Annotated in this window: 14 protein-coding genes and 1 pseudogene; 8 read left to right on the plus strand and 7 right to left on the minus strand. The window is 37.2% G+C overall.

The features are described 5' to 3' along the window. Both FFM71_RS13630 and FFM71_RS08345 read left to right on the plus strand, forming a co-directional pair. A pseudogene (locus tag FFM71_RS13630) lies at positions 1-151 on the plus strand (IS630 family transposase); the annotation flags it as partial. A gap of 372 nt (positions 152-523) precedes the next feature. Next, entirely contained in the window at positions 524-919 is a 396-nt protein-coding gene (locus FFM71_RS08345; RefSeq protein WP_137611720.1) for a type II toxin-antitoxin system HicB family antitoxin, read from the plus strand. A 70-nt stretch (positions 920-989) separates the two neighbouring features. On the opposite strand, the gene FFM71_RS08350 is transcribed toward FFM71_RS08345, so the two are convergent. Together FFM71_RS08350 and FFM71_RS08355 are read right to left on the minus strand one after the other, a co-directional pair. Continuing rightward, complete coding sequence (locus FFM71_RS08350; protein ID WP_137611721.1) at positions 990-2,123, minus strand: MFS transporter; 1,134 nt, start codon at positions 2,121-2,123, stop codon at positions 990-992. Positions 2,124-2,250: 127 nt separating this feature from the next. Beyond that, positions 2,251-2,559, minus strand: coding sequence for a winged helix-turn-helix transcriptional regulator (locus tag FFM71_RS08355; RefSeq protein ID WP_137611791.1), 309 nt, complete (start codon positions 2,557-2,559; stop codon positions 2,251-2,253). Positions 2,560-2,714: 155 nt separating this feature from the next. On the opposite strand from FFM71_RS08355, the gene FFM71_RS08360 reads away from it, so the two are divergent. From FFM71_RS08360 to FFM71_RS08375, 4 genes are all read left to right on the plus strand, one after another. Then, entirely contained in the window at positions 2,715-3,443 is a 729-nt protein-coding gene (locus FFM71_RS08360; RefSeq protein ID WP_137611722.1) for an SDR family oxidoreductase, read from the plus strand. A gap of 363 nt (positions 3,444-3,806) precedes the next feature. Then, a complete protein-coding gene (locus FFM71_RS13800) occupies positions 3,807-6,860 on the plus strand; it encodes a BspA family leucine-rich repeat surface protein (RefSeq protein ID WP_137611723.1) in 3,054 nt (1,017 codons plus the stop codon). Between the two features lie 248 nt (positions 6,861-7,108). Then, positions 7,109-8,518 (plus strand): MFS transporter, encoded by a 1,410-nt coding sequence (locus FFM71_RS08370; RefSeq protein WP_223876503.1) that lies wholly within the window; start codon positions 7,109-7,111, stop codon positions 8,516-8,518. Between the two features lie 245 nt (positions 8,519-8,763). Continuing rightward, positions 8,764-9,234, plus strand: a complete 471-nt coding sequence (locus FFM71_RS08375) for a glutathione peroxidase (RefSeq protein WP_137611724.1) — start codon at positions 8,764-8,766, stop codon at positions 9,232-9,234. A gap of 703 nt (positions 9,235-9,937) precedes the next feature. On the opposite strand, the gene metF is transcribed toward FFM71_RS08375, so the two are convergent. Both metF and metE read right to left on the minus strand, forming a co-directional pair. After that, on the minus strand, positions 9,938-10,813 hold the full coding sequence (gene metF / locus FFM71_RS08380; protein WP_137611725.1) for a methylenetetrahydrofolate reductase [NAD(P)H]: 876 nt from the start codon (positions 10,811-10,813) through the stop codon (positions 9,938-9,940). Next, entirely contained in the window at positions 10,800-13,064 is a 2,265-nt protein-coding gene (gene metE, locus FFM71_RS08385; RefSeq protein ID WP_137611726.1) for a 5-methyltetrahydropteroyltriglutamate--homocysteine S-methyltransferase, read from the minus strand. The genes metF and metE overlap by 14 nt, the downstream gene beginning before the upstream one ends. A 415-nt stretch (positions 13,065-13,479) precedes the next feature. On the opposite strand from metE, the gene FFM71_RS08390 reads away from it, so the two are divergent. Further along, positions 13,480-14,406, plus strand: a complete 927-nt coding sequence (locus FFM71_RS08390) for a LysR family transcriptional regulator (RefSeq protein WP_137611727.1) — start codon at positions 13,480-13,482, stop codon at positions 14,404-14,406. Positions 14,407-15,035: 629 nt separating this feature from the next. Then, entirely contained in the window at positions 15,036-15,335 is a 300-nt protein-coding gene (locus FFM71_RS08395; RefSeq protein ID WP_137611728.1) for a hypothetical protein, read from the plus strand. Between the two features lie 87 nt (positions 15,336-15,422). Here FFM71_RS08395 and FFM71_RS08400 read toward each other — a convergent pair whose 3' ends face one another. The 3 genes from FFM71_RS08400 to FFM71_RS08410 all read right to left on the minus strand — a co-directional run bounded on the left by FFM71_RS08400 (position 15,423) and on the right by FFM71_RS08410 (position 19,843). After that, on the minus strand, positions 15,423-15,857 hold the full coding sequence (locus FFM71_RS08400; RefSeq protein WP_137611729.1) for a hypothetical protein: 435 nt from the start codon (positions 15,855-15,857) through the stop codon (positions 15,423-15,425). Then, positions 15,857-17,380, minus strand: coding sequence for a Y-family DNA polymerase (locus FFM71_RS08405; RefSeq protein WP_137611730.1), 1,524 nt, complete (start codon positions 17,378-17,380; stop codon positions 15,857-15,859). The genes FFM71_RS08400 and FFM71_RS08405 overlap by 1 nt, the downstream gene beginning before the upstream one ends. Before the next feature lie 105 nt (positions 17,381-17,485). Continuing rightward, positions 17,486-19,843: a MiiA motif-containing surface protein gene (locus FFM71_RS08410; protein WP_137611731.1), complete on the minus strand. Its 2,358-nt coding sequence runs from the start codon at positions 19,841-19,843 to the stop codon at positions 17,486-17,488. Between the last annotated feature and the right edge of the window lie 590 nt (positions 19,844-20,433).

The following is a 20,433-nucleotide window of genomic DNA, read 5'->3' on the forward strand; positions in this document are numbered from 1 at the left end:
CAGGCGAATTCCAGAAATGGAACAATTAAAACAAGAAGTAGCAGCATGGTGTAGTGAACGTAATGCTAAAAATTTATCAATAGATTGGCAATTCACAACAGCAGATGCACGTATAAAATTACATTCACTTTATCCAAAACTTGAAGGTTGATTAAATATAAATGTGAGAGCTACGGTCCACTAGTCGGAAGAGCTGGAAAATATTTGTGTGCCGTGGAAGTGATATAAGGACGGGAGATTGATTCTCCCGTTCTTATATCACCGGGCGTGTTTGGAGACTTGACGAACTATGTCAAGGCTTCAAACCGAGGTTCGAGACCGTATTTTGGCTCGAACCGTTCCGCACAGCTAGTGAATATTTTCCAGCTCTGTAGACGGCATATTTAACTAGCACCACAGGTAATCCTATTACTAATATCACTATTCCAGTTCCTATGCATGCTAGAGAAATGAAAAAAGGAATTGAACTCGCAATATTGAGAAAAGCCGGACTTCGATAAGCGAAGTAATATAGGAGGATAAGATGTTAACTATTAAAAAAAGTATTTTAGTTTATCCAGTGATTTTACATCCTGAAGATGAAGGTTACAGTGTTGAAATACCTGACATTGACCATGGAACTTGGACTCAAGGTGAGGATTTGAAAGATGCCTTGTTAATGGCTCAGGATGCCATCGGAATTATGTTGGAAGACAAGACTGAGTATCCTAAAGCCTCTAAACTAGAAGATATTATTGTTAAAGGTGATGAAATTAAGACGGTTGTCTATATTAATATGGAAGAATATCGTCGTAATAATCCAAAAACTGTGCGGAAGAATGTGACGGTTCCTGAATACTTAGTGGTTCTTGGTAAGCAACAAAATATTAATTTTTCGGCAGTTTTAACTGAAGCTTTGAAAAATAAATTGGAATTATAGGTAAATTATATAAAAGAGAGTTGTATCACACTTAAGGAACCAAATAATTAGGTGTGTTACAGCTCATTTTTTATTTTTGATGATTAACAACTCGTACTCCAGCAAGAATTGTTAATCCCATTAAGATGATTAACATAATCAGGACAACAGACCAACTATGAAAGCTGTCGTGTAGACGACCCAAAATAACCGGACCGGTTGCGGCTAATAAGTAACCTAGTGATTGGGCTAAGGCAGATCGATTGGCAATTTTCGTTACTTGAGTACTACTTGTTGCAATCAGATTTAACGCCACGCTGAAAATCAATGCAGCTGTGAATCCTAAGATAATTGCTGACAACCACCAACCAATGCCGTGCCAGAAAATTGTTATCATACCGAGTGAATAACCAGTAGCTAAAATTATGAAAAGTTTTTTGGTATCGGTTAAGTAATTTAAGGCTATGGCAGCTGGAATACCAACGAATTGGAAGATTGATAAAAGCATGCCAGCTTCACTAGAAGTTGCTCCTAATGATTGATAGATGGCTGGTAACCAGGAGATCAAACTATAGAATATCAGTGACTGAAGTCCCATGAAAATCGTCAATTTTTGAGCTGCTTTATCGTGCAATAAAGTTTTTAGGAGTTTCTGAGGATTTTCCACGGCAGCTGATTTTGGAAATGGAGTTAGCAATAAACTGGCAATGAAAGTTAAGAGTACGGGAATGGCAAAACCACGTAGGACATTGGCCCAACCGAATAGATTGGCCAGAGGAATGGCTGTGGCAGTTGCGATGGCGGCTAAAATATTCATTATTACGGAATAATAACTAGTCAGTTTGGTAATCTCAGATGTTTCATGGGTGGTTTGAGAAATCATAACAGGAACTAAAACGTTCAATAAAGAAATTGCGATACCAATTAAAAGGGTACCAACTAATAGGAAAGCTACATTAATAGGACGTAGAATGTTAGCCAAAATCAACAATCCATTTGTAAAAATCAATAGTGGCCGTAGTCCAAATCTTTGGTTCAACCAAGGTGTAATGACTGCGCCAATCGAGAAACAAAGCAATGGAATCGTTACTAATAATGCGGTGATGGTGCTGTCGACATTTAAAGTTTTTTGAATCGCTGTGAATAGTGGGGTAATTGCGGTAACGGATAATCGCAGGTTCATTGCTGTTAATAATATTAAAAATATTCTTTGATTTTTGTGCATAAAAAAAACACTCCTTAGGCTATCCCAGCCTAGTAGAAGTGTTTCTCTAGTAACATGACGAACTTAGTTCGCTATCGGAATAATATTTTCCTATATAGTACGCTGATCTTTTAAAAATGGCAAGTGTCTACTCATCACAAAGGGAGCGGTCGATCAAGTCATGGTCAATGTGTGTGTCACCCCAAGTACAGATGGCATCTAATATCGGAATCAATGACTTGCCATTTTCAGTTAGTTGATATTCAACATGTGGTTCAGCGGTTTGAAAGTCATGGCGAGTAAGTAAACCATCATCTTCTAATTCACGCAATTGATTAGTTAAAGTTTTGTGAGAAACATCTTTGATATGGTGTTGCAATTCTCCGAAGCGTCGTTCACCATTTTCTGCTAATTCATACATTATCATAATTTTCCATTTACCTTGAATCATGTGCATTGTCGCGTCAAATTCATTTAAGTATTTTGTCAAAATTATTGCTCCTTAGTTTTCCACAGGTAATAGTAACCTGAAGGTGCGTACTTGTTGTCATTCGTATATGCCATTATACTGTAAATCGTTGAAAAAATCTTTATATGAACGAGGAATATATAATGAAAAAATTAGTTGTAATTACAGGTGCAAGTTCAGGATTTGGTGCTGAGATTGCTAAAATATTTAATGCAGATGGTTTTCCAATGTTGCTACTGGGCCGTCGCACAGAAAAATTAGAGAAAGTCGCTGCTGGAATGGACAATGTCATGATTGATTCAGTTGATGTGACTGACTATGATCAATTTGAAAAGGCCATTCGTAAAGCCGAGGTTAAGTATGGCAAGACTGATCTTTTGGTGAATAATGCTGGAGTGATGTTATTAGGAAATGTTCAAAATCAGAATCCTAAAGAATGGCAAACTATGCTCGATACTAATGTCATGGGTGTTCTTAATGGGACACAAATTGTCCTAAATGATATGCGCGAACGTGAACATGGAACAATTTTGAACATGTCATCAATCGCTGGTCGTAAAACTTTTGTTAATCATGCTGCCTATGTTGCTTCAAAATTTGGTGTCCATGGTTTGTCAGAAACGCTTCGTGAAGAAAATTCAGTTAAGAATGTTCGTATCATGATGGTTGCTCCGGGTGCTGCTGAAACAGAACTTTTAACTCATGTAACTAGCAAGTCAGCTCTGAAGGATTATGCTGCTTGGGAAGAAACTATGGGTGGCGTTGTGCTTGATCCTAAGCATGTCGCTGAAACTGTTAAGTTCATGTATGACATGCCTCAGGAAGTAAATATCCGCGAAGTTGATATTGCTGCTACACGTCAGGATTCATAAAAAGGTACTCTCAATTTTGTGATTTGATGTATATACAAATAGAATAATTATAATTTAAAAAGTAAGCTGATATTGGCTTATTTTTTTTGTGTTTAAATATATAAATGATGCAGCAATAATTATTAACGTTGCCTATATAACGTGATTAATCGTGTAATAACAGTAATTTTAATTATATTTTGATGAAAGAAGACAGTTTAATTTTTGAATAAATAGTAGCCTTATTTAAGGATTTTTTATTGAATAATTCAATTTTAAATAGTATTCTTTACAAGAAATGGAATATAATTCTATGTACAAATACTATAATTTAATTGTGATAAAAGAGTTATTCTAAATTTGAAAAGGATTGAGGGCAAAATTATGAGATTTCAACAATTGAAACGTGACCCAAATGCTGTTATGAGAAAAAGATTAGTTAAATCTAAAAAGAGCTGGGTTGTTATAAGTGGTCTTTCCCTTGCAGGAGCACTATTTTTGTTGACTGCACCAAGTTATGTTGTTAAGGCCGATGCAACAGTTGATGTTAAGACGCAAACAACGATTGTTGTTCCAAATGCAATGCCACCAAAGACTGCAGACGTTTCATTGAAGAATCCGAATCCTAAAATAACTGGAGATAAAAAAGCCAGTTCAGCAACTCCCGAAGATCCTAATAAAAATGACGAACAGAACAGTCTTAAGAAGCCAATTACTGATGTGGATGATGCAAGTAAAAATTCAACAGTAAAGAATCTATCCAATAGTGATACTGAACAGTCAGCAATTAAAAATTTTGTTAATGATGATAAAAAAGATGAGGCTTTGAAACCATCTAAAGAGACAAAAGGCTTGCTTTCATTATTTCAAATATCTAAAAATAAGGGTAAAAAACCTCAGGTAGCTAAAAAACCTCAAGAATCAATTCCATCGAATACAGATAAAAACCCTCAAACATCGGTTCCAACAAATACAGATGATGTGAATGAATCAAGCCATGAAACAGATGATTCGGTAATTGTTAATGCCACAGGGGCAAATGATAAGGACAAATTTGTAAAGAAAAATTCTGGTACTGGTTGGAATGTAGATGATAGCGGTAAAATCTTGAATATAATTGGTAAATTAAATAAAGGGACTGGGGCTGACCATGAACGGTGGGGTGGCAATACCCAAAATATTACAACTATCAATATTGCCGTACCAATCGTCGCACCTGAGAATTCCGCTTATTTATTTGCTAATATGGAAAATTTGAAAAAAATAGATCATATTAAAAACCTTAATACTGAACAGATTGAAAATGCTGAAGGAATGTTTAAAAACGATACTAGTTTGGAAACACTTGATTTATCAGCACATACAATTCCTTTTGCCCATAATATCAGTCATATGTTTGAAAACGATAAGAATATTAAGACAATAACTTTTAAGAAAGCATCATTTATAAGAATTAAAGATGCTAGTTATGCCTTTGCCAATGATACATCCTTGACGGATTTTCTTGTTAAAAATAATAAAGGAAATATAGAAAAGGGCTTGTCGGCAACTGATTCTTGGAAGGCAGTATATGCCACTGATTTAAGATCAATGTTTAAAAATGATATAAATCTAACGACTTTAAATCTGGATAATTGGTTCTTTGACAAGGCGGATACTGGTGACTCATCGAAGGGTGAGGGGATGTTTGATGGTACTAGTTTAAAGAGCATCGTTTTGAACGACAATCTGGTGTTTAATGCAAATACAGCTCTGACTTCTCAAGATGGAATCACTTGGACTAGTGTTGAGGATAAGGTTGAGGGTAATATCCATGATCCAGAAGTAAAGCAATCGTTTTCCGGAATTCCAACATTTGATAAAGATGGCAAGGCCATTAGTGGAATTGGTAGTTTATATAAAAAAGGTGCCGTAGTACAAGGATGGGACTCACACAGTAAGAGAGCAACTGGTCGACTTACTTATATTGCAAGTGGAGATGGAGTAAAGGGTCAATCAATTAATAATTTGGTTACTATTCCAACTAATCAGGGAGATATCACAATTAATGCTCCAGGCTCCTTAGGTAATTCAAGTACTGTGGATGTTCCAACTACATGGACATTCAATGGTGTTACGTACACAAAAAAGAACTCATCACCAAATCAAGTTAAAGCCACTTTTGATAAAACACAGTCTTCAACGGATACTAAAATTGTTTATGTTAAAGCAAGATCTGAAGATACATCAAAACCAGCAAAGCCAAGTACAACGGTGGGTCCATCGAAACCGGTGGAGTCTAATACAATAGGTAATTCGGAAAAAACAAATACTTCAGATAATGCAAATAATATCATGACATCAGATGGTTCAGCAGTTGTAAATCAAGTCGAACCATCAAAAGCTCCAGAGCCATCAAAAACCCCAGAGGCACCAAAAGCCCCAGAGGAACCCAAAGTACCAGAGGCACCAAAAGCCCCAGAGGAACCCAAAGTACCAGAGGCACCAAAAGCCCCAGAGCCATCAAAAACCCCAGAGGAACCCAAAGTACCAGAGACACCAAAAGCCCCAGAACCATCAAAAACCCCAGAGGAACCCAAAGTACCAGAGGCACCAAAAGCACCAGAGGAACCCAAAGTACCAGAGGCACCAAAAGCACCAGAGGAACCCAAAGTACCAGAGGCACCAAAAGCACCAGAGGAACCCAAAGTACCAGAGGCACCAAAAGCACCAGAGGAACCCAAAGTACCAGAGGCACCAAAAGCACCAGAGGAACCCAAAGTACCAGAGGCACCAAAAGCACCAGAGGAACCCAAAGTACCAGAGGCACCAAAAGCCCCAGAGCCATCAAAAACCCCAGAGGAATCAAAAGCACCAGAGGAACCCAAGGTACCAGAGGTACCAAAAGCGCCAGAGGTACCAAAAGTTACAGAGAAACCCCAAGTACCAGATAAATCAGAAACACCAAAGACCCCAGAAACACCAAAAGTACCAGAAACATCAAACTCAGTGAAAGCTCCAAATGTAACAACAAATTCAGAAAATAAACAAAGTAAGAAATCAATAACAACGTATTCTGATAGACCAATGGTCCAAGTTTATCAATTGGATACAATGAATAAAATGTCTGAGATAAAAGATATCGTTTTGGATCCAGCCACTGAAAAATACAGCGAGTCTGTCGTTACTAATACCGGTGTAAATTATTATCAAATTGCAAAAAATGAGTTTATTCGGACAGAAGATGCCTATATTTATACACCAGTTGATTTTGTTATGAGAACATCTAGTGATAAGTATATTAATATTTACACAGCTGAAGGCAAGTTGATTGGAAATGAAAAATTAAATGGTGTTAATTTGAAAGTTAATGCTCTTATCTATATCAACGGCGAAAAATATTATCGGCTCTCAACTAATAAGTTTGTTAAGGCTAGTGATATTGACTCGAATATTTAAAGTAGCACCTTACTAGAGTAGAAATGTTTAAAAAATGTGACGAGTAGGAGCCATTAAAACTTGTCATATTTTTTTGCATACTTGATTAAATGTTGAAAGTTTACTTAAATATGCCACTTCCAGTTAGATAATTTTGGTATAAGAAGCTGCTTCAAAATAACCAGCACCACATGTTAACTAAAAAAAGTATTTTTTTGTTAAAAATAAGTTTTATGATATAGATATGTCGATAGAAGGGCCGGATTATTTTGAAAAAGAATCATATATGGCTAACGTTGTTTGCCACAAGTTTTATGTCCTTCATGCAATTGTTGGATGCTAGTATCGTGAACGTTGCTATCCCTAGTTTGACGAAGGATTTGCACGTACCAATGAATCGAGCGGAATGGATTATCTCGGTTTATTTGATTTTAATTTGTATGTTATTGCTCTTTTGGGGCCGAATGGCTGATCAGATTGGATATATTAAAATTTTCCAAATGGGAACTATTTTCTTTACTATTGGTTCGCTAATTTGTGCTATGAGTCCAACGTTACCGATATTATTATTGGGACGAGTTGTTCAGGGATTCGGAGCAAGCATGAGTATGGCGACAAATATTGGTATTATTGCCATGATTTTTCCGTTACATTTGCGTGGCCGAGCCTATGGGATTAACAGTATTATTGCACAATTGGGTAATATTTCGGGACCAGGATTGGGTGGATTGATTCTAGGATTCCTATCATGGCACTGGATTTTTATTATAAATATTCCTATTGGAATTGTTGTTTATATTTATGGAAGATTTATGTTTCCTAAGGAAGAACGTAAGGTATCCAAAGTTTCATATGATTGGACCGGATTGACGACGTATGCTATTGCGATTGGAGCGTTTTTTGTCAGTATCTTTATGGGGCAAGATATTGGTTTTGGAAATATAGCTGTTGTTGGAACTTTCCTTGTCAGTCTTTTGATGTGGATTATTTTTGTCCGGGTTGAAAAACATGTGAAGTCTCCATTGATTGACCTGAAAATTTTCCGAATTCCTCGACTGACTTTGAGTTTGATCAGTGCACTATTAGTTTTCTCAATTGGATATTATGCCAATGTGATTATGCCGTTTTATCTGACAGATTTTCGTTCATTAAGTACCGAACTGACTGGTCTAATTATGATGGCAATTCCTTTAGCCAATGTGATTGCTGCACCTATTGCCGGTATTTTCACCGATGAATATGACGCCACAAATGTATCGTTATGTAATCTTTTCATTTATGCGATTCCATTGTTATTTTTGACACAAATTTCAACAAATAATAATTTGATCATCTTTACCCTAATGATTGCACTCTTGGGCATTGGTAATGGTGGATTTCAAAATAACCCGATGATTATGGGGTACGCCCCCAAAGAGTACCAAGGAGTTGCCGGTAGCTTAGCAGCTTTATTTAGAAATATTGGTATGGGTGTCGGAATCAGTTTAGCTACAACTAGTTTGTATTATGGTATGGGGTTGAAAGCTCATAAGACCGTCAATTACTATCCGAAGAATAATCCGAGTTGGTTTTTGAGTGGGATGCATTTTGCGTATATTACTGCTGTCATTCTCTTAATTGAAGCAATTATTCTGGTATTTATTATCCGAAAAATCGATAAGTCGTCAAAGAAGGCATAAGTACAGTATAATTAGAGTAATTAAGATTTAGGAGTTACTTACTGTATGTGGAAAGCATTTAAGAAAGCCTTGATGTATTTTTGGTATGAAATCATTGTTATGGGTGTAATATATGAGGCCCTAATTGTATTTCGAGTGATGACTAAAAATATCAATGGATTGTTGGTGTCGCTGGTCTTATTAGTGATATTCATCGTCCAGTGGGGGTATTTCTACCAGAAAAATCGAAGAGAGGATGAAGTGAAATGACAAGTATTTACGATTTCTCAGAAACAGAAATGAATGGTTTTACAATTGATTTTAAAGATTATCAAGATAAGGTTCTGTTGGTTGTTAATACCGCCAGTAAATGTGGGTTTGCGCCACAGTTGACCGGTTTGGAAGAGCTGTATCAAAAGTATCATGATCAAGGATTTGAAGTTTTGGGATTGCCATCCAATCAATTTCATCAAGAATTGGATTCTGATCAAGAGACAAGTGATTATTGTCAGATCCATTACGGCGTTACGTTCCCGATGACAAAAAAAGTGTCTGTTAATGGTGGCAACGAGGATCCATTGTTTACTTATTTGAAGGATGCTGTGGGTCATGGTCGGATTAAATGGAACTTTACGAAGTTTTTGATTGGACGTGATGGTCAAGTAATCGAGCGTTTTGCTCCCGTTACAAAGCCTGAAAAGATTGAGCCAGAGATTGTTAAAGCATTAGAAAAATAATGAATTGTTAGGACTGCTGTTTTAATATTTGTGGTATGTGTGCTTTAGTCAATCAACAAATTAAATTTAATTAAGAATGACTAAAGGTTGAAAGTTTAGTTAAGTATGCCGTTTCCAGAGCTGGCAGTATTCATATGCTGCGCGGAACGGTTCGAGCCAAAAGGCGGTCTCGAGCCTCGGTTGAAGTCTCGCAAAACCCGCGAATTTTCAACTCGCCCGGTGGTGTAATTGCTGAAGCAATAACGCCACTTTCGCTGCAAATGAATACTGCCAGCTCTTCCAACTAATTTATTTACAGATAAAATGAAAACTTCTGCGTATTTAAATAAATTTGTTCTAAGCCTGTAACAACAATGGTTATATTAGTTTTTCACCTTTCAACCTTTAGAAGAATGAAAAAAGTCGCTCTTCACTTAGAAAAAATTTCAAAGTGAAAAACGACTTTTTTATTATCGCAAATTGTAGTTTTGTTAGTATATCTAAAGGCGTAAATGTTTTTCAAACAAAAATAAATTAGTCGGAAGAACAGAGAGTATTGACCAGCTGTGGTTGTGGCGTTACGGCTTCAGCCGTTACACCACCGGGCGAGAGTTTGGATACTTGCGCTTTTTGCAAGGATTCAAACCAAGGTACAAGACCGTTTCTCAGGCTCGGAGCGTCTCCGCATAGCAGGTTAATATTCTCTGTTCTGGAGACGGTAGGATTATTCTTCAACAGAAGTTTCAAGTCCAAATAATGAAGCAGTATTACTAAAAATATGTTTGGCTGTATCGGATTTATTCATCGTATATAAGTGAACTCCTTTGACGTCGTTGGTAACCAAATCAACGATTTGGTCAACGGCGTAAGCAATGCCAGCCTCTTTAAGTGAAACGGGATTGTCTTTATACTTGTCCAAAATACTGATAAATTTCTTTGGCAAACGTGCAGAACAGTTCTCGATAACGTGTAAAGCTTGTTTACGATTAATGATTGGCATGATACCTGCCAGAATAGGGACGTTGATATTAGCAATTGCACATTCTTCTTGAAAACGGTAGAAGGCCTCATTGTCATAAAAAAGTTGTGTGATCAATTGGTCGCAACCAGAATCAATTTTATCCTTTAAATGTTTAATGTCATCAATTCGATTTTTTGAATCAGGGTGGACTTCAGGATAACAGGCACCTGATACTTCAAAGTTAGGCTTTTGCTGTTTGATATAACGTGTCAGGTCACTGGCATATTTAAAATCGGTTTCTGGAGTATAGCCTTCAACAATATCACCACGAAGTGCTAACACTTGGTGTATATCCATCTTTTCCAATTGTTCTAAGACATCGTCAACCTCTTTTTTGGTTACATAGGCAGCGGGCATGTGAACCATGGTGGGACATTTCAATTTATCGTGGACATATTTTGCAAGATCAATCGTTGTTTTTTCGTAATCTAATTTATGATTACTAGCAGTTACGCTGATAAAACTGGGATTGAGTCCGTCAAGTTGGTCAAGTGTGGCGGTTAAATTAGCGGTACCAACTTGCGAGTTAGGTGGGAAAACTTCGAATGATAGGGTTGGTTTTTGATTAGTTTCTGTCATGGACAAGCAATTCCTTTCTGACTTCCTTGGCTGCCTCAGTCAAATTCTCCACACTAGCTTTTGCTTCCTTGATTCCACGAGTTTTCAAACCACAGTCAGGATTGATCCAAACTTTTTCTTCAGGAACTTTATCTAAAATTTTGTGGATGGTTGTCTTAATTTCATCAACGGAGGGAATTCTTGGTGAGTGAATATCGTAAACACCAGGTCCCACTTGAAGTTGAAAGTTTTCTTTTTGTAGGGCATCCAAAATTTCCAAATTGGAACGAGAAGCCTCAAAAGAAATTACGTCAGCATCGAGATTTTGAATGGCTGGAATGATATCGGTAAATTCAGAATAGCACATGTGCGTGTGAATTTGGGTCGTTGGTTTAACTTTACTGTGAACTAAACGAAATGCTGGTACAGCCCAGTCGAGATATTCAGAATACCAGTCAGTTTTACGCAATGGAAGTTTCTCACGTAACGCCGCTTCGTCGATTTGAATAATTTTGATACCATTTTTTTCGAGGTCAAGGACTTCATCTTGAATAGCCAAGGCAATTTGGATTGTTGAGTCTTTGATTGAAATATCTTCACGAGGGAAAGACCAGTTCAAAATAGTTACAGGACCGGTAAGCATACCTTTGACTATTTTGTCAGTCTGACTTTGAGCATATTTGGACCATTTAACGGTAATTGGATGATTACGAGCCACGTCACCCCAGATGATTGGAGGCTTAACGCCACGAGTTCCATATGATTGAACCCAACCATTTTTACTGAATAAATAACCATCAAGATTTTGACCAAAGTACTCTACCATGTCGTTACGTTCAAATTCACCGTGAACTAGAACGTCGAGACCAATATCTTCTTGCCATTTGAGCCATTCATCAATGTGACCAGCAATAAATTTATCGTATTCAGCTTGAGAAATCTCATTGTGTCTAAATTGAGCACGAGTTTTTTTAACTTCTTTGGTTTGTGGGAATGAGCCAATAGTGGTCGTTGGAAGGAGTGGCAAGTTGAATTCGGCCTTTTGAATGGCAGCACGTTGGGCTAGAGCAGGGTGTCTGACGAAGGAATCTTCCGTTAATTTAGCGATACGTTCATGGACGTCGGGATTTGGTTGAACTCGTGGTTGTTCGAAAAGTTCGTTATTTTTAATTTCGGCAGCCTGACCTTGACCGGAAAGAATGGCTTGGATGTCATCTAATTCAGCTAGCTTTTCTTTAGCAAAGGCGAAATGTTGTTTGATTTCCTCCGGAAAAGTTTCATTTTCAATTGTGAAAGGAACATGCAGTAGTGAGCAAGATGTTGAAATAACAATATTTTTGGCAGGCAAACTCTTAATCAAATCCGTAGTTTCTTGATAGTGATTGCGCCAAATGTTTTTACCATTTACGACTCCGGCAAACAAGATTTTATCGTCTGGAAAACCTGATTTAACAAGTTCAGCGGTCTTTCTACCTTCATGAAAGTCGAGTCCGATCCCTTCAACATCAAGATTGATCAAATCGTTGTAAACGTCACGAACGTCACCGAAGTACGTTTGAATAAGTACCTTCAAACCGGCTTTGTTATTGAGTAATTTGGCATAGATATTTTCAAATAAGGCTTTCTTGTCACCGGTAACATCTTTGACTAATTCGGGTTCATCAAGTTGAATCCATTCGGCGCCTTGGGTGGCCAACTTCTCAAAGATTTCTTGATAGGCATTAACCAGCTCGTCAATAAAATCAGCAGCCTTCACTTCATGGAATTCACTTAGTGATAGCAGAGTGAAAGGTCCTACAATGACTGGTCGTGTTTGAATGCCAGCATCTTTTGCCTCTTGATATTCATCGAAAATCTTAGTGTCGGTCAATTTTATGTCAGTATCTTTAGAAAATTGAGGTACTAAATAGTGATAGTTAGTATTGAACCATTTCTTCATAGGGAGAGCTTTGATATCACCTTCGTCGCCTTGATAACCACGAGCTAAAGCAAAATAGCGGTCTAATTGAGATAGTTTGAGATTTTTGGCAGCTTCAGGAATGATGTTTAATAAGTAAGCTGTATCGAGTGTCGTGTCAAAAAATGAAAAGTCGTTACTAGGAATTTCATCGATCCCAGCATTTTTAACAAGTTGCCAGTGTTTTAAACGTAAGTCTTTAGCGAATGATTGTAGTTCATCTTCTGTAATTTCCTTACGCCAGTATTTTTCAGTGTTGAATTTTAATTCACGGTTTTCGCCGATTCTTGGAAAGCCAATAATTGATGTTGTCATATAAAAGTCCCCTTTGTGGTAGTGATTAATTCGTTGTTTATAAATTACCATTGTATTGTGCTATTGAATAACTGGTAAAAGTAATGATTGGTTATAGTTTAAAACTATAACAAGGGTATAATTGAAATATTGTTATATTCAACTAAAGGTTGAAAGGTTAGTTAAGTATGCCGTTTCCAGAGCTGAGAGTATTCAATTGCTGCGCGGAACGGCCCGAGCCTGGGAAGCGGTCTCGGACCTCGGTTGAAGCCTCGCAAAAACCGCGAGTTTTCAACACGCCCGGTGGTGTAATTGCTGAAGCAATAACGCCACTTTTGCTGCAAATGAATACTCTCAGCTCTTCCAACTAGTTTATTTTTTATGGAAGGAATAGTAGAACGAAAACTCCTAATTATTTAACGATGTGAGGTAAACAATGAGAATTCAACAACTGAAATATTTAGAGACTATTGTCAAAACCGGGTCAATCAATGAGGCAGCTAAAGAACTTTATTTAACGCAACCTAGTTTGTCTAACGCTGTCAAGGAACTAGAATCTGAGATGGGTATTCAGATTTTATTACGAAGCAAACTTGGTGTCACGTTGACTGATGATGGCCGTGAATTTATGATTTATGCGCGTCAGGTACTGGATCAAGTGCAACTTTTACAAGGTCGTTATGAAAAAGATACCGTTCAAAAACAGGCATTTTCGGTATCAGCCCAACATTATGCTTTTGTTGTGCATGCCTTTGTTGAATTGATTAAGACTGTCAAAGCAGATGAGTACCAATTTACATTACGTGAAACTGAAACGGAAAATATTTTGAAAGATTTATCCAGTTTTAAGAGTGAACTTGGTATCTTGTATTTGAATAACTTTAATAAGCAGGTTATGCAGCGACTGTTTAAGGAATACGATTTGGAATTCACACCGTTATTTAAAGCTTTGCCACATGTTTTTGTCGGTCGTCAAAATCCTTTGACTAAGAAAAAGCGCGTAACTTTGGATGACTTGAGAGACTATCCATACTTGTCATATGAACAGGGGGATAACAATTCGTTTTATTTTTCCGAGGAAATTTTGAGTACTTTAGATAGGAAGAAAAATATTAAAGTTAGTGATCGGGCAACTATTTTTAATCTGATGGTCGGCTTGAACGGGTACACGATCAGTTCAGGAATCATTAGTAATAAACTGAACGATGATAAAATCGTGGCGATTCCGTTGGATGTTGACGATTCGATGACTTTAGGATGGTTGAAGCATAGCCAGTTGGAATTGAGTCCAATTGCTAAGAGTTATTTGGAGATGTTGAAAGAGCATATTCGTGGATATGGTTTTGAAATTATTGAGAAATAGATGTGGAGAAGAATCTTTTCATTTCGTAATTTGGTTTTGAATGACTAAATATGAAATGAGGGACAGCCTATCAAAATCGAAAATATTGAATGATTTGTTCGGGGGAACGTATAATACTAGACACTGAAGGTTGAAAGTTTGATGCATTATGCCGTTTCCAGAGCTGAAAGTATTCATATGCTGCGCGGAACGATCCGAGCCAAAAAGCGGTCTCGAATCTCGGTTGAAGCCTCGCAAAACCCGCGAATCTTCAACACGCCCGGTGGTGTAATTGCTGAAGCAATAACGCCACTTTCGCGACAAATGAATACTCTCAGCTCTTCCAACTAGTTTATTTTTTAATAACGGAACAGTAAAATAAAGACTTCTGATTATTTGAATAAATTAGCTCTAAGCCTGTAATAATAATGATTAGATTAATTTCTCACCTTTCAACCTTCAGCTAGACAATGTAATAAATGAGAAAATTGAGATATAAAAGTTATTAATCGCAAAAAAGAAATCAATAATTTATCGCTACTATTATAAATCCGATGGTAATTCCAGATTTGGGATAGTACGAATGCAGCTAATAATTATATTGAACATAATCGTCACGAAAAAGAACGAAAAGAGAAGGGAATAAAATAATGAAGTATTTTCACTATATAGTAATTATTGATGTAGCCAAAAAGCCTTATGTATATCATTATTCAAGTGATGATTATTCAGAGGTAAGTGCAGCCAGAGAAATATTCATTAACAGTCTCCACGGACTACGAAAGATGTTTGGTATGCATATGCTCACGACTGATGCTGCCAGTTTTGAGTCAGTTCAATTAATGGATCCGTATTTCAAAGGTATGACTGTGATTGATGATTTAGATGAGTTTAGAGAAAAATATCTGCTATATCTAGATGAAATTGGTTGGTTGGAGAAAAAAGCTTAAAAAAATGACTACACAAATTTATGTAGCCATTTTTTTTAACATATGTCACTTAATAAATAATATGATGCAACAGGTACTAGCTTATTTTTAAAAATTACTTTCATTTAACAATTTTATTGAACGAATATTTAAAATAACTACTGATACTTCGTCAAAATTAGCTCGTCCTTTTTTCCAATCAATTGTTTGTAGAAAACCCTTCAAATGTTCGTAATAACCAGAATTATCGTTGAAGTAGTTAACATCGACCTTTAAGGGATGCTTTTGTAAATATTTCAATTGAAGAATAATGATTTTATCATCTGCACCGGTGGTGAATTTCTTGCGACTATAAAGATCTGTTTTTTCTTTAATCAAATCATTGAATCCTTCCAGAGCCCCAAAAGGTGCGAATTGAAAGGCGCGGTCCAATTGGTTCATTGGTAAATGACGTTTTGATTGATGATAGGGAATATTCATGATGTCCCTATATGATGAAGTATCATTGAAAATCTTTTGTTCAATCAACTTTTTTTCATCCATTAGGCGTGATGGCCTCCAATCTGATTGTTACGTTCTATGGTAGTGGATCCCGCTTCTAAATCTGAGGCTTTTAAGATAATGTTACGATTGTTGAATCTCTTTTGAAGTTCAAGGATAGTTTCCTGAATCTTGCGATCCTGTTGGCGCTTAATTTGAGCGTGTTTGTCTTGGACGATTTCTTGCTCAGGATTGCCAAAGAGGTCGATTTGCTTAAATCGCTGTTTTTGTAACGCCGTTGTTTCATCCACCAAGTTATTAGCTGTCACGGTTACCCGTCGAATTAACATTTTAGGATTAATATGCTTTTCATACATTGTTTTAAAATTTTGTCGTAATTCTACTGACGAAGAGGTTGCAGCCTCAAGCTTAATGAAAGTATGGTCAGGCTTGGGCGTTTTGCGACCATAATAGTCAGTTGTTAATTTGCCAGTAAAACCATTATCAATCTGCAAACTTGTAATATCGTAATCAACAATTAAACCGACACGGTCAGTGACAACCTTCTTTTGAACGAGGTCTAATGCCAAGTTATCACTCATGCCACGGACAATTTTTAGACCGTCCTCATAAGAAGTGGGTTTCATCAAAACTTGACTGGAGTAAAGTCCGTGATCATCGGACCGATAATTTTTAATATTTTCCAATGTGGCCGTTTCATGTCCCCAAGCATGGTCAATTATTAGTTCAGCGTTTTTACCAAATTCTTGATAAAGAATCTCTTCATTTTTAACATCAGACAGGGTACCTAAAGAACAACGGGCAATGTCCCCCATGGTATGCAGGCCTAGTTTTTCCAAACGAGTTGCTGTTCCGTGACCAATACGCCAAAAATCGGTCATTGGTTGATGAGCCCATAATAATTGACGGTATTGTTGCTCATTCATTTGTGCAATCCGCACACCATCAGCATCTCCAGGAATATGTTTGGCCACGATATCCATCGCTACTTTGGCTAAATAAAGATTGGTTCCGATACCCGCCGTTGCAGTGATGCCAGTCTCAGCTTGGATTTCTTGAATGATATTCTTGGCTAGAGCATGAGCAGTTATCTCGTGCTGATCTAGATAATCGGTTACATCCATTAAAACTTCATCAATTGAGTAAACGTGAATATTTTTAGCAGCAATGAAACGTAAATAGATTCCATATATCTCAGCACTTTTATGCATGTAAAAGTTCATTCGTGGTTTAACGGTTTTATAGCCAATTTTTAAGGAGGGTGCTTTGAGTAAATGTTCGCGATTGATTGAGGAATAACGTGTTAAACGATGATTTTGATTATCATTTAAACGTTGACGATTGAGTTTATTAACGATTTGTTCCACCTGAAAGAGTCGAGGGCGACCGGGAACTCCAAATTTTTTCAAAGCCGGTGAAACTGCCAAACAAATGGTTTTATCGGTTCGTGAATTATCAGCGACAACTAAGTTAGCATTTAATGGATCAAGATCATGGGCAATGCATTCCACAGATGCGTAGAAAGATTTTAAATCAATTGCCATGTAAGTACGTTGCTGTGTCATGTGTAAGGCCTCCTCGTTAAAATCAAGCGAACAATAAAACGGCTGCGAAAAACGCACCCGTTTATTTTTATGCAAACACTTGTTCATGTTTTATTATAACATTTTTTACGTATTATTAACTGAATCTGATACTGTCCAAGTTAAAGTTCCCGTGTATTGGCCTGCGGTACTGAGACCAAGTTGTTTCAGGAGTAAACCGGTACTGTTTGTCCAATTATCAGAAATATCTGTAGTGGTATCAGTGTCTGGAGAAGAAGTATCCTCATCAATTAATGTTGGCGTTGTACTAAGAGTGTTGTATTGTGAGGAACTATTTTTCTTATAGACCAAAGCCATATTTTCGTTTAAAGTTTCGCCATTGAGATATAGACCATTGGTTGTAACGTTTAATTGCCATGGTTCACGAAAACTTGTAACGCTGAGATCAAAAGCATTCTTTCGTGGCAGGTATTCAGTGGAGTCACCATAATTGATATCCTTGAATTCTAAGCTTTTAGAGACTTCCATGCTTAGGGATTCATTTTGCTGAGTTACAACATTATAAGTGATTGTGTTGGAAACCAAGCCGTTGGTTGTATCAATTGCTTTGACGGTAACTTTATTGGTCGACCCTAGAGTAAATAAATTCCAGAAAGCTGTGTCATCATTGATTAGACTCTTTAGGTCAATAGTTTGATTGAAACTGGTACCTGTAGCGCTGGAACCAACAGTATAAGTCTTGTCGCCAGCAGTAATTTGATAAACGATGTTGGTACTGCTAGTTGTATCACCAAAGCTATGATTATCACTGTAGTCCAAAGTGGTTGGCAAGTCTAAAGTGGCATTGTCTTGTTTGTAGAGTAAATCTATTTCATCACTAGAATTAGCATTTGCCAAGTCCAAGGTATATTGAGGAGTAGTTAAAATCGTAAAGGCAGGACTGTTAGTTGAAGCAATTGAATTGGAGCCACTAAAGGTAGCCACGGCCCTTGAAACGTTGATATCGCTTGTCGTATTGTTAACTGCCTTGGCATTAATAGTGATTTGGGCAGTTTTTCCGGAAGCATCAGTGGTTTCACCGATTTTTTTTGCTAAAGTATGTTGCAAGCTGTTATCCACTAATTCATTGGCACTGATAGTTTCAGTTGTGCCATCACCGTATGTGATCGTAGCAATGTTATTAGAGGCATCTGGTGTAAGAGTGACATCATCAGGAATTTTAATTTTAGCAGCGATATCTTGCCAATCTACATTACCATTGAGGTAATTCAAGTTGTAATTCAATTTGAGAGAATCGCCATTGGCCACAGTATTGTCAGTTGATGTATCAGTAATTTCCTTATTATTTAAAGTCGTATCAACAATGTTGGCGTCAGCATCAGAATTAAGCAAGTCAGGAATGGAATCAAAAGCAACTAATTTACTAGCAACACTGGTAGAAGGACCATTGGCGGCCGTGAAACCCCAGCGAACTTTGCCGTCAGTTGTGTTTAATTTTGAGGTATCAACATCAATAGATTTGGAAAACGGAACGCTATAACCACTAGTTAATGTATTATCACTGTAATCAAGGTTTTTATCATTAAAATTATACGATAATGTTCCCGTAGTACTACCACTGGCAGCGGGTGTCCAATTAATAGTAACGTGATGCCAGTAAAGAGGACTGCCGTTTTGATCCTCAGTATCAATTAAGTAAGCTTCTTTACTACTTTTATGCATTAGAACGTAACCTGCTGTCCAGGGACTATAAGCACTTACGGCAGCACCAGAGAAGACTGTTGAATAATAGGAATCGGCAAATCCGGGGTAAGTTAAAGCAATATGCCCATAACCACCACCAGCCCCGTACTTTGCGTCACTACCAAATCCTAAAGAACTTGATGGTAACGTGCTCAATTGAGTGTCATAACCATCTAAAGAGAAATAAGATCCTAATCCTGATCCCGTAAAGAGTCCAGAGTTATTGTTGATGGGTGCCGTTGGCAAATAAAAACTGTTATTTGCGGTATCAAATTCTAGGGCAACACTATTTTGAATGGCCGTTTTTTGAATATAACTTTGGGTGGCGTTGGATCCAGTAAAAAGATTATATCCTGAAGCATCATAACCATAAACACCCATACCTTCGAGTCCAGCACCTAAGGCACCAACGCCATTGCTATCATTTTGAAGAACAAAAGCAATTCCTTCACTATTGATATCAGAGGTATCTTCGTTTCCTGATCCAAAGTATAGCCAAGCCGAAATAGTTTGCTTTTTGTTAATATCAAAACTTTGATTTGTGGACCACATTGATCCATAAGTATTGTGACCACTAGCGAGAGCTACAATATTACCATTGCTAGAGTTAGCACCAGTGTTATCGACAATTTGAGCCGAATTAGTTGTATAAATATCTTTGCTGTCAATCTTAGTTGGAGCGGCATTTGACATGTAGCTGCCAACACTAATACCAGTTGGGGCGCTTTTCAAGACATTCAAGTCAGTGCTACTAGTTAAAGCAGCCGAAACTGATTTAGTATTAAGTGCTGTGATAATAAAAATATTTATGACTGCAAAACAAATAAGTCATAAACTTTTCCTCAAATGATTCCGATTCCTCATGCGCATTGTCCTCCCTCAGTTAAGAACAATTCAATTATATAACTAAAGGTTGAAAGTTTAGTTAAGTATGCCGTTTCCAGAGATGAGGGTATTCAATTGCTGCGCGGAACGGCCCGAGCCTGGGAAGCGGTCTCGAACCTCGGTTGAAGCCTCGCAAACCCCGCGAGTCTTCAACGCGCCCGGTGGTGTAATTGCTGAAGCAATAACGCCACTTTCGCAGCAAATGAATACTCTCAGCTCTTCCAACTAATTTATTCTTTTAATGGCAGGAACAATAAATTAAGATTTTTGATTATTTAGATTGGGCTTTAAATAAGTTAGCTCTAGGTCTGTAACTACAACGTTTATATCACTTTTTTACCTTTCAACCTTCAGTTATATAAATGATAATTTCATACATTGTATCACTATGCAAATCATAGTTCATTCATATAGTAATAACAATTTATACATATAATGATTATTTT

The sequence above is a fragment of the Companilactobacillus huachuanensis genome, assembly GCF_005404815.1.
Taxonomy (GTDB): Bacteria; Bacillota; Bacilli; order Lactobacillales; family Lactobacillaceae; genus Companilactobacillus; species Companilactobacillus huachuanensis.

Coding starts and splice junctions, on each gene's coding strand:
- FFM71_RS08345 (WP_137611720.1), top strand. CDS start 524: ATGTTAACTATTAAAAAAAGTATTTTAGTTTATCCAGTGATTTTACAT.
- FFM71_RS08350 (WP_137611721.1), bottom strand. CDS start 2,123: ATGCACAAAAATCAAAGAATATTTTTAATATTATTAACAGCAATGAAC.
- FFM71_RS08355 (WP_137611791.1), bottom strand. CDS start 2,559: ATGCACATGATTCAAGGTAAATGGAAAATTATGATAATGTATGAATTA.
- FFM71_RS08360 (WP_137611722.1), top strand. CDS start 2,715: ATGAAAAAATTAGTTGTAATTACAGGTGCAAGTTCAGGATTTGGTGCT.
- FFM71_RS13800 (WP_137611723.1), top strand. CDS start 3,807: ATGAGATTTCAACAATTGAAACGTGACCCAAATGCTGTTATGAGAAAA.
- FFM71_RS08375 (WP_137611724.1), top strand. CDS start 8,764: ATGACAAGTATTTACGATTTCTCAGAAACAGAAATGAATGGTTTTACA.
- metF (WP_137611725.1), bottom strand. CDS start 10,813: ATGACAGAAACTAATCAAAAACCAACCCTATCATTCGAAGTTTTCCCA.
- metE (WP_137611726.1), bottom strand. CDS start 13,064: ATGACAACATCAATTATTGGCTTTCCAAGAATCGGCGAAAACCGTGAA.
- FFM71_RS08390 (WP_137611727.1), top strand. CDS start 13,480: ATGAGAATTCAACAACTGAAATATTTAGAGACTATTGTCAAAACCGGG.
- FFM71_RS08395 (WP_137611728.1), top strand. CDS start 15,036: ATGAAGTATTTTCACTATATAGTAATTATTGATGTAGCCAAAAAGCCT.
- FFM71_RS08400 (WP_137611729.1), bottom strand. CDS start 15,857: ATGGATGAAAAAAAGTTGATTGAACAAAAGATTTTCAATGATACTTCA.
- FFM71_RS08405 (WP_137611730.1), bottom strand. CDS start 17,380: ATGACACAGCAACGTACTTACATGGCAATTGATTTAAAATCTTTCTAC.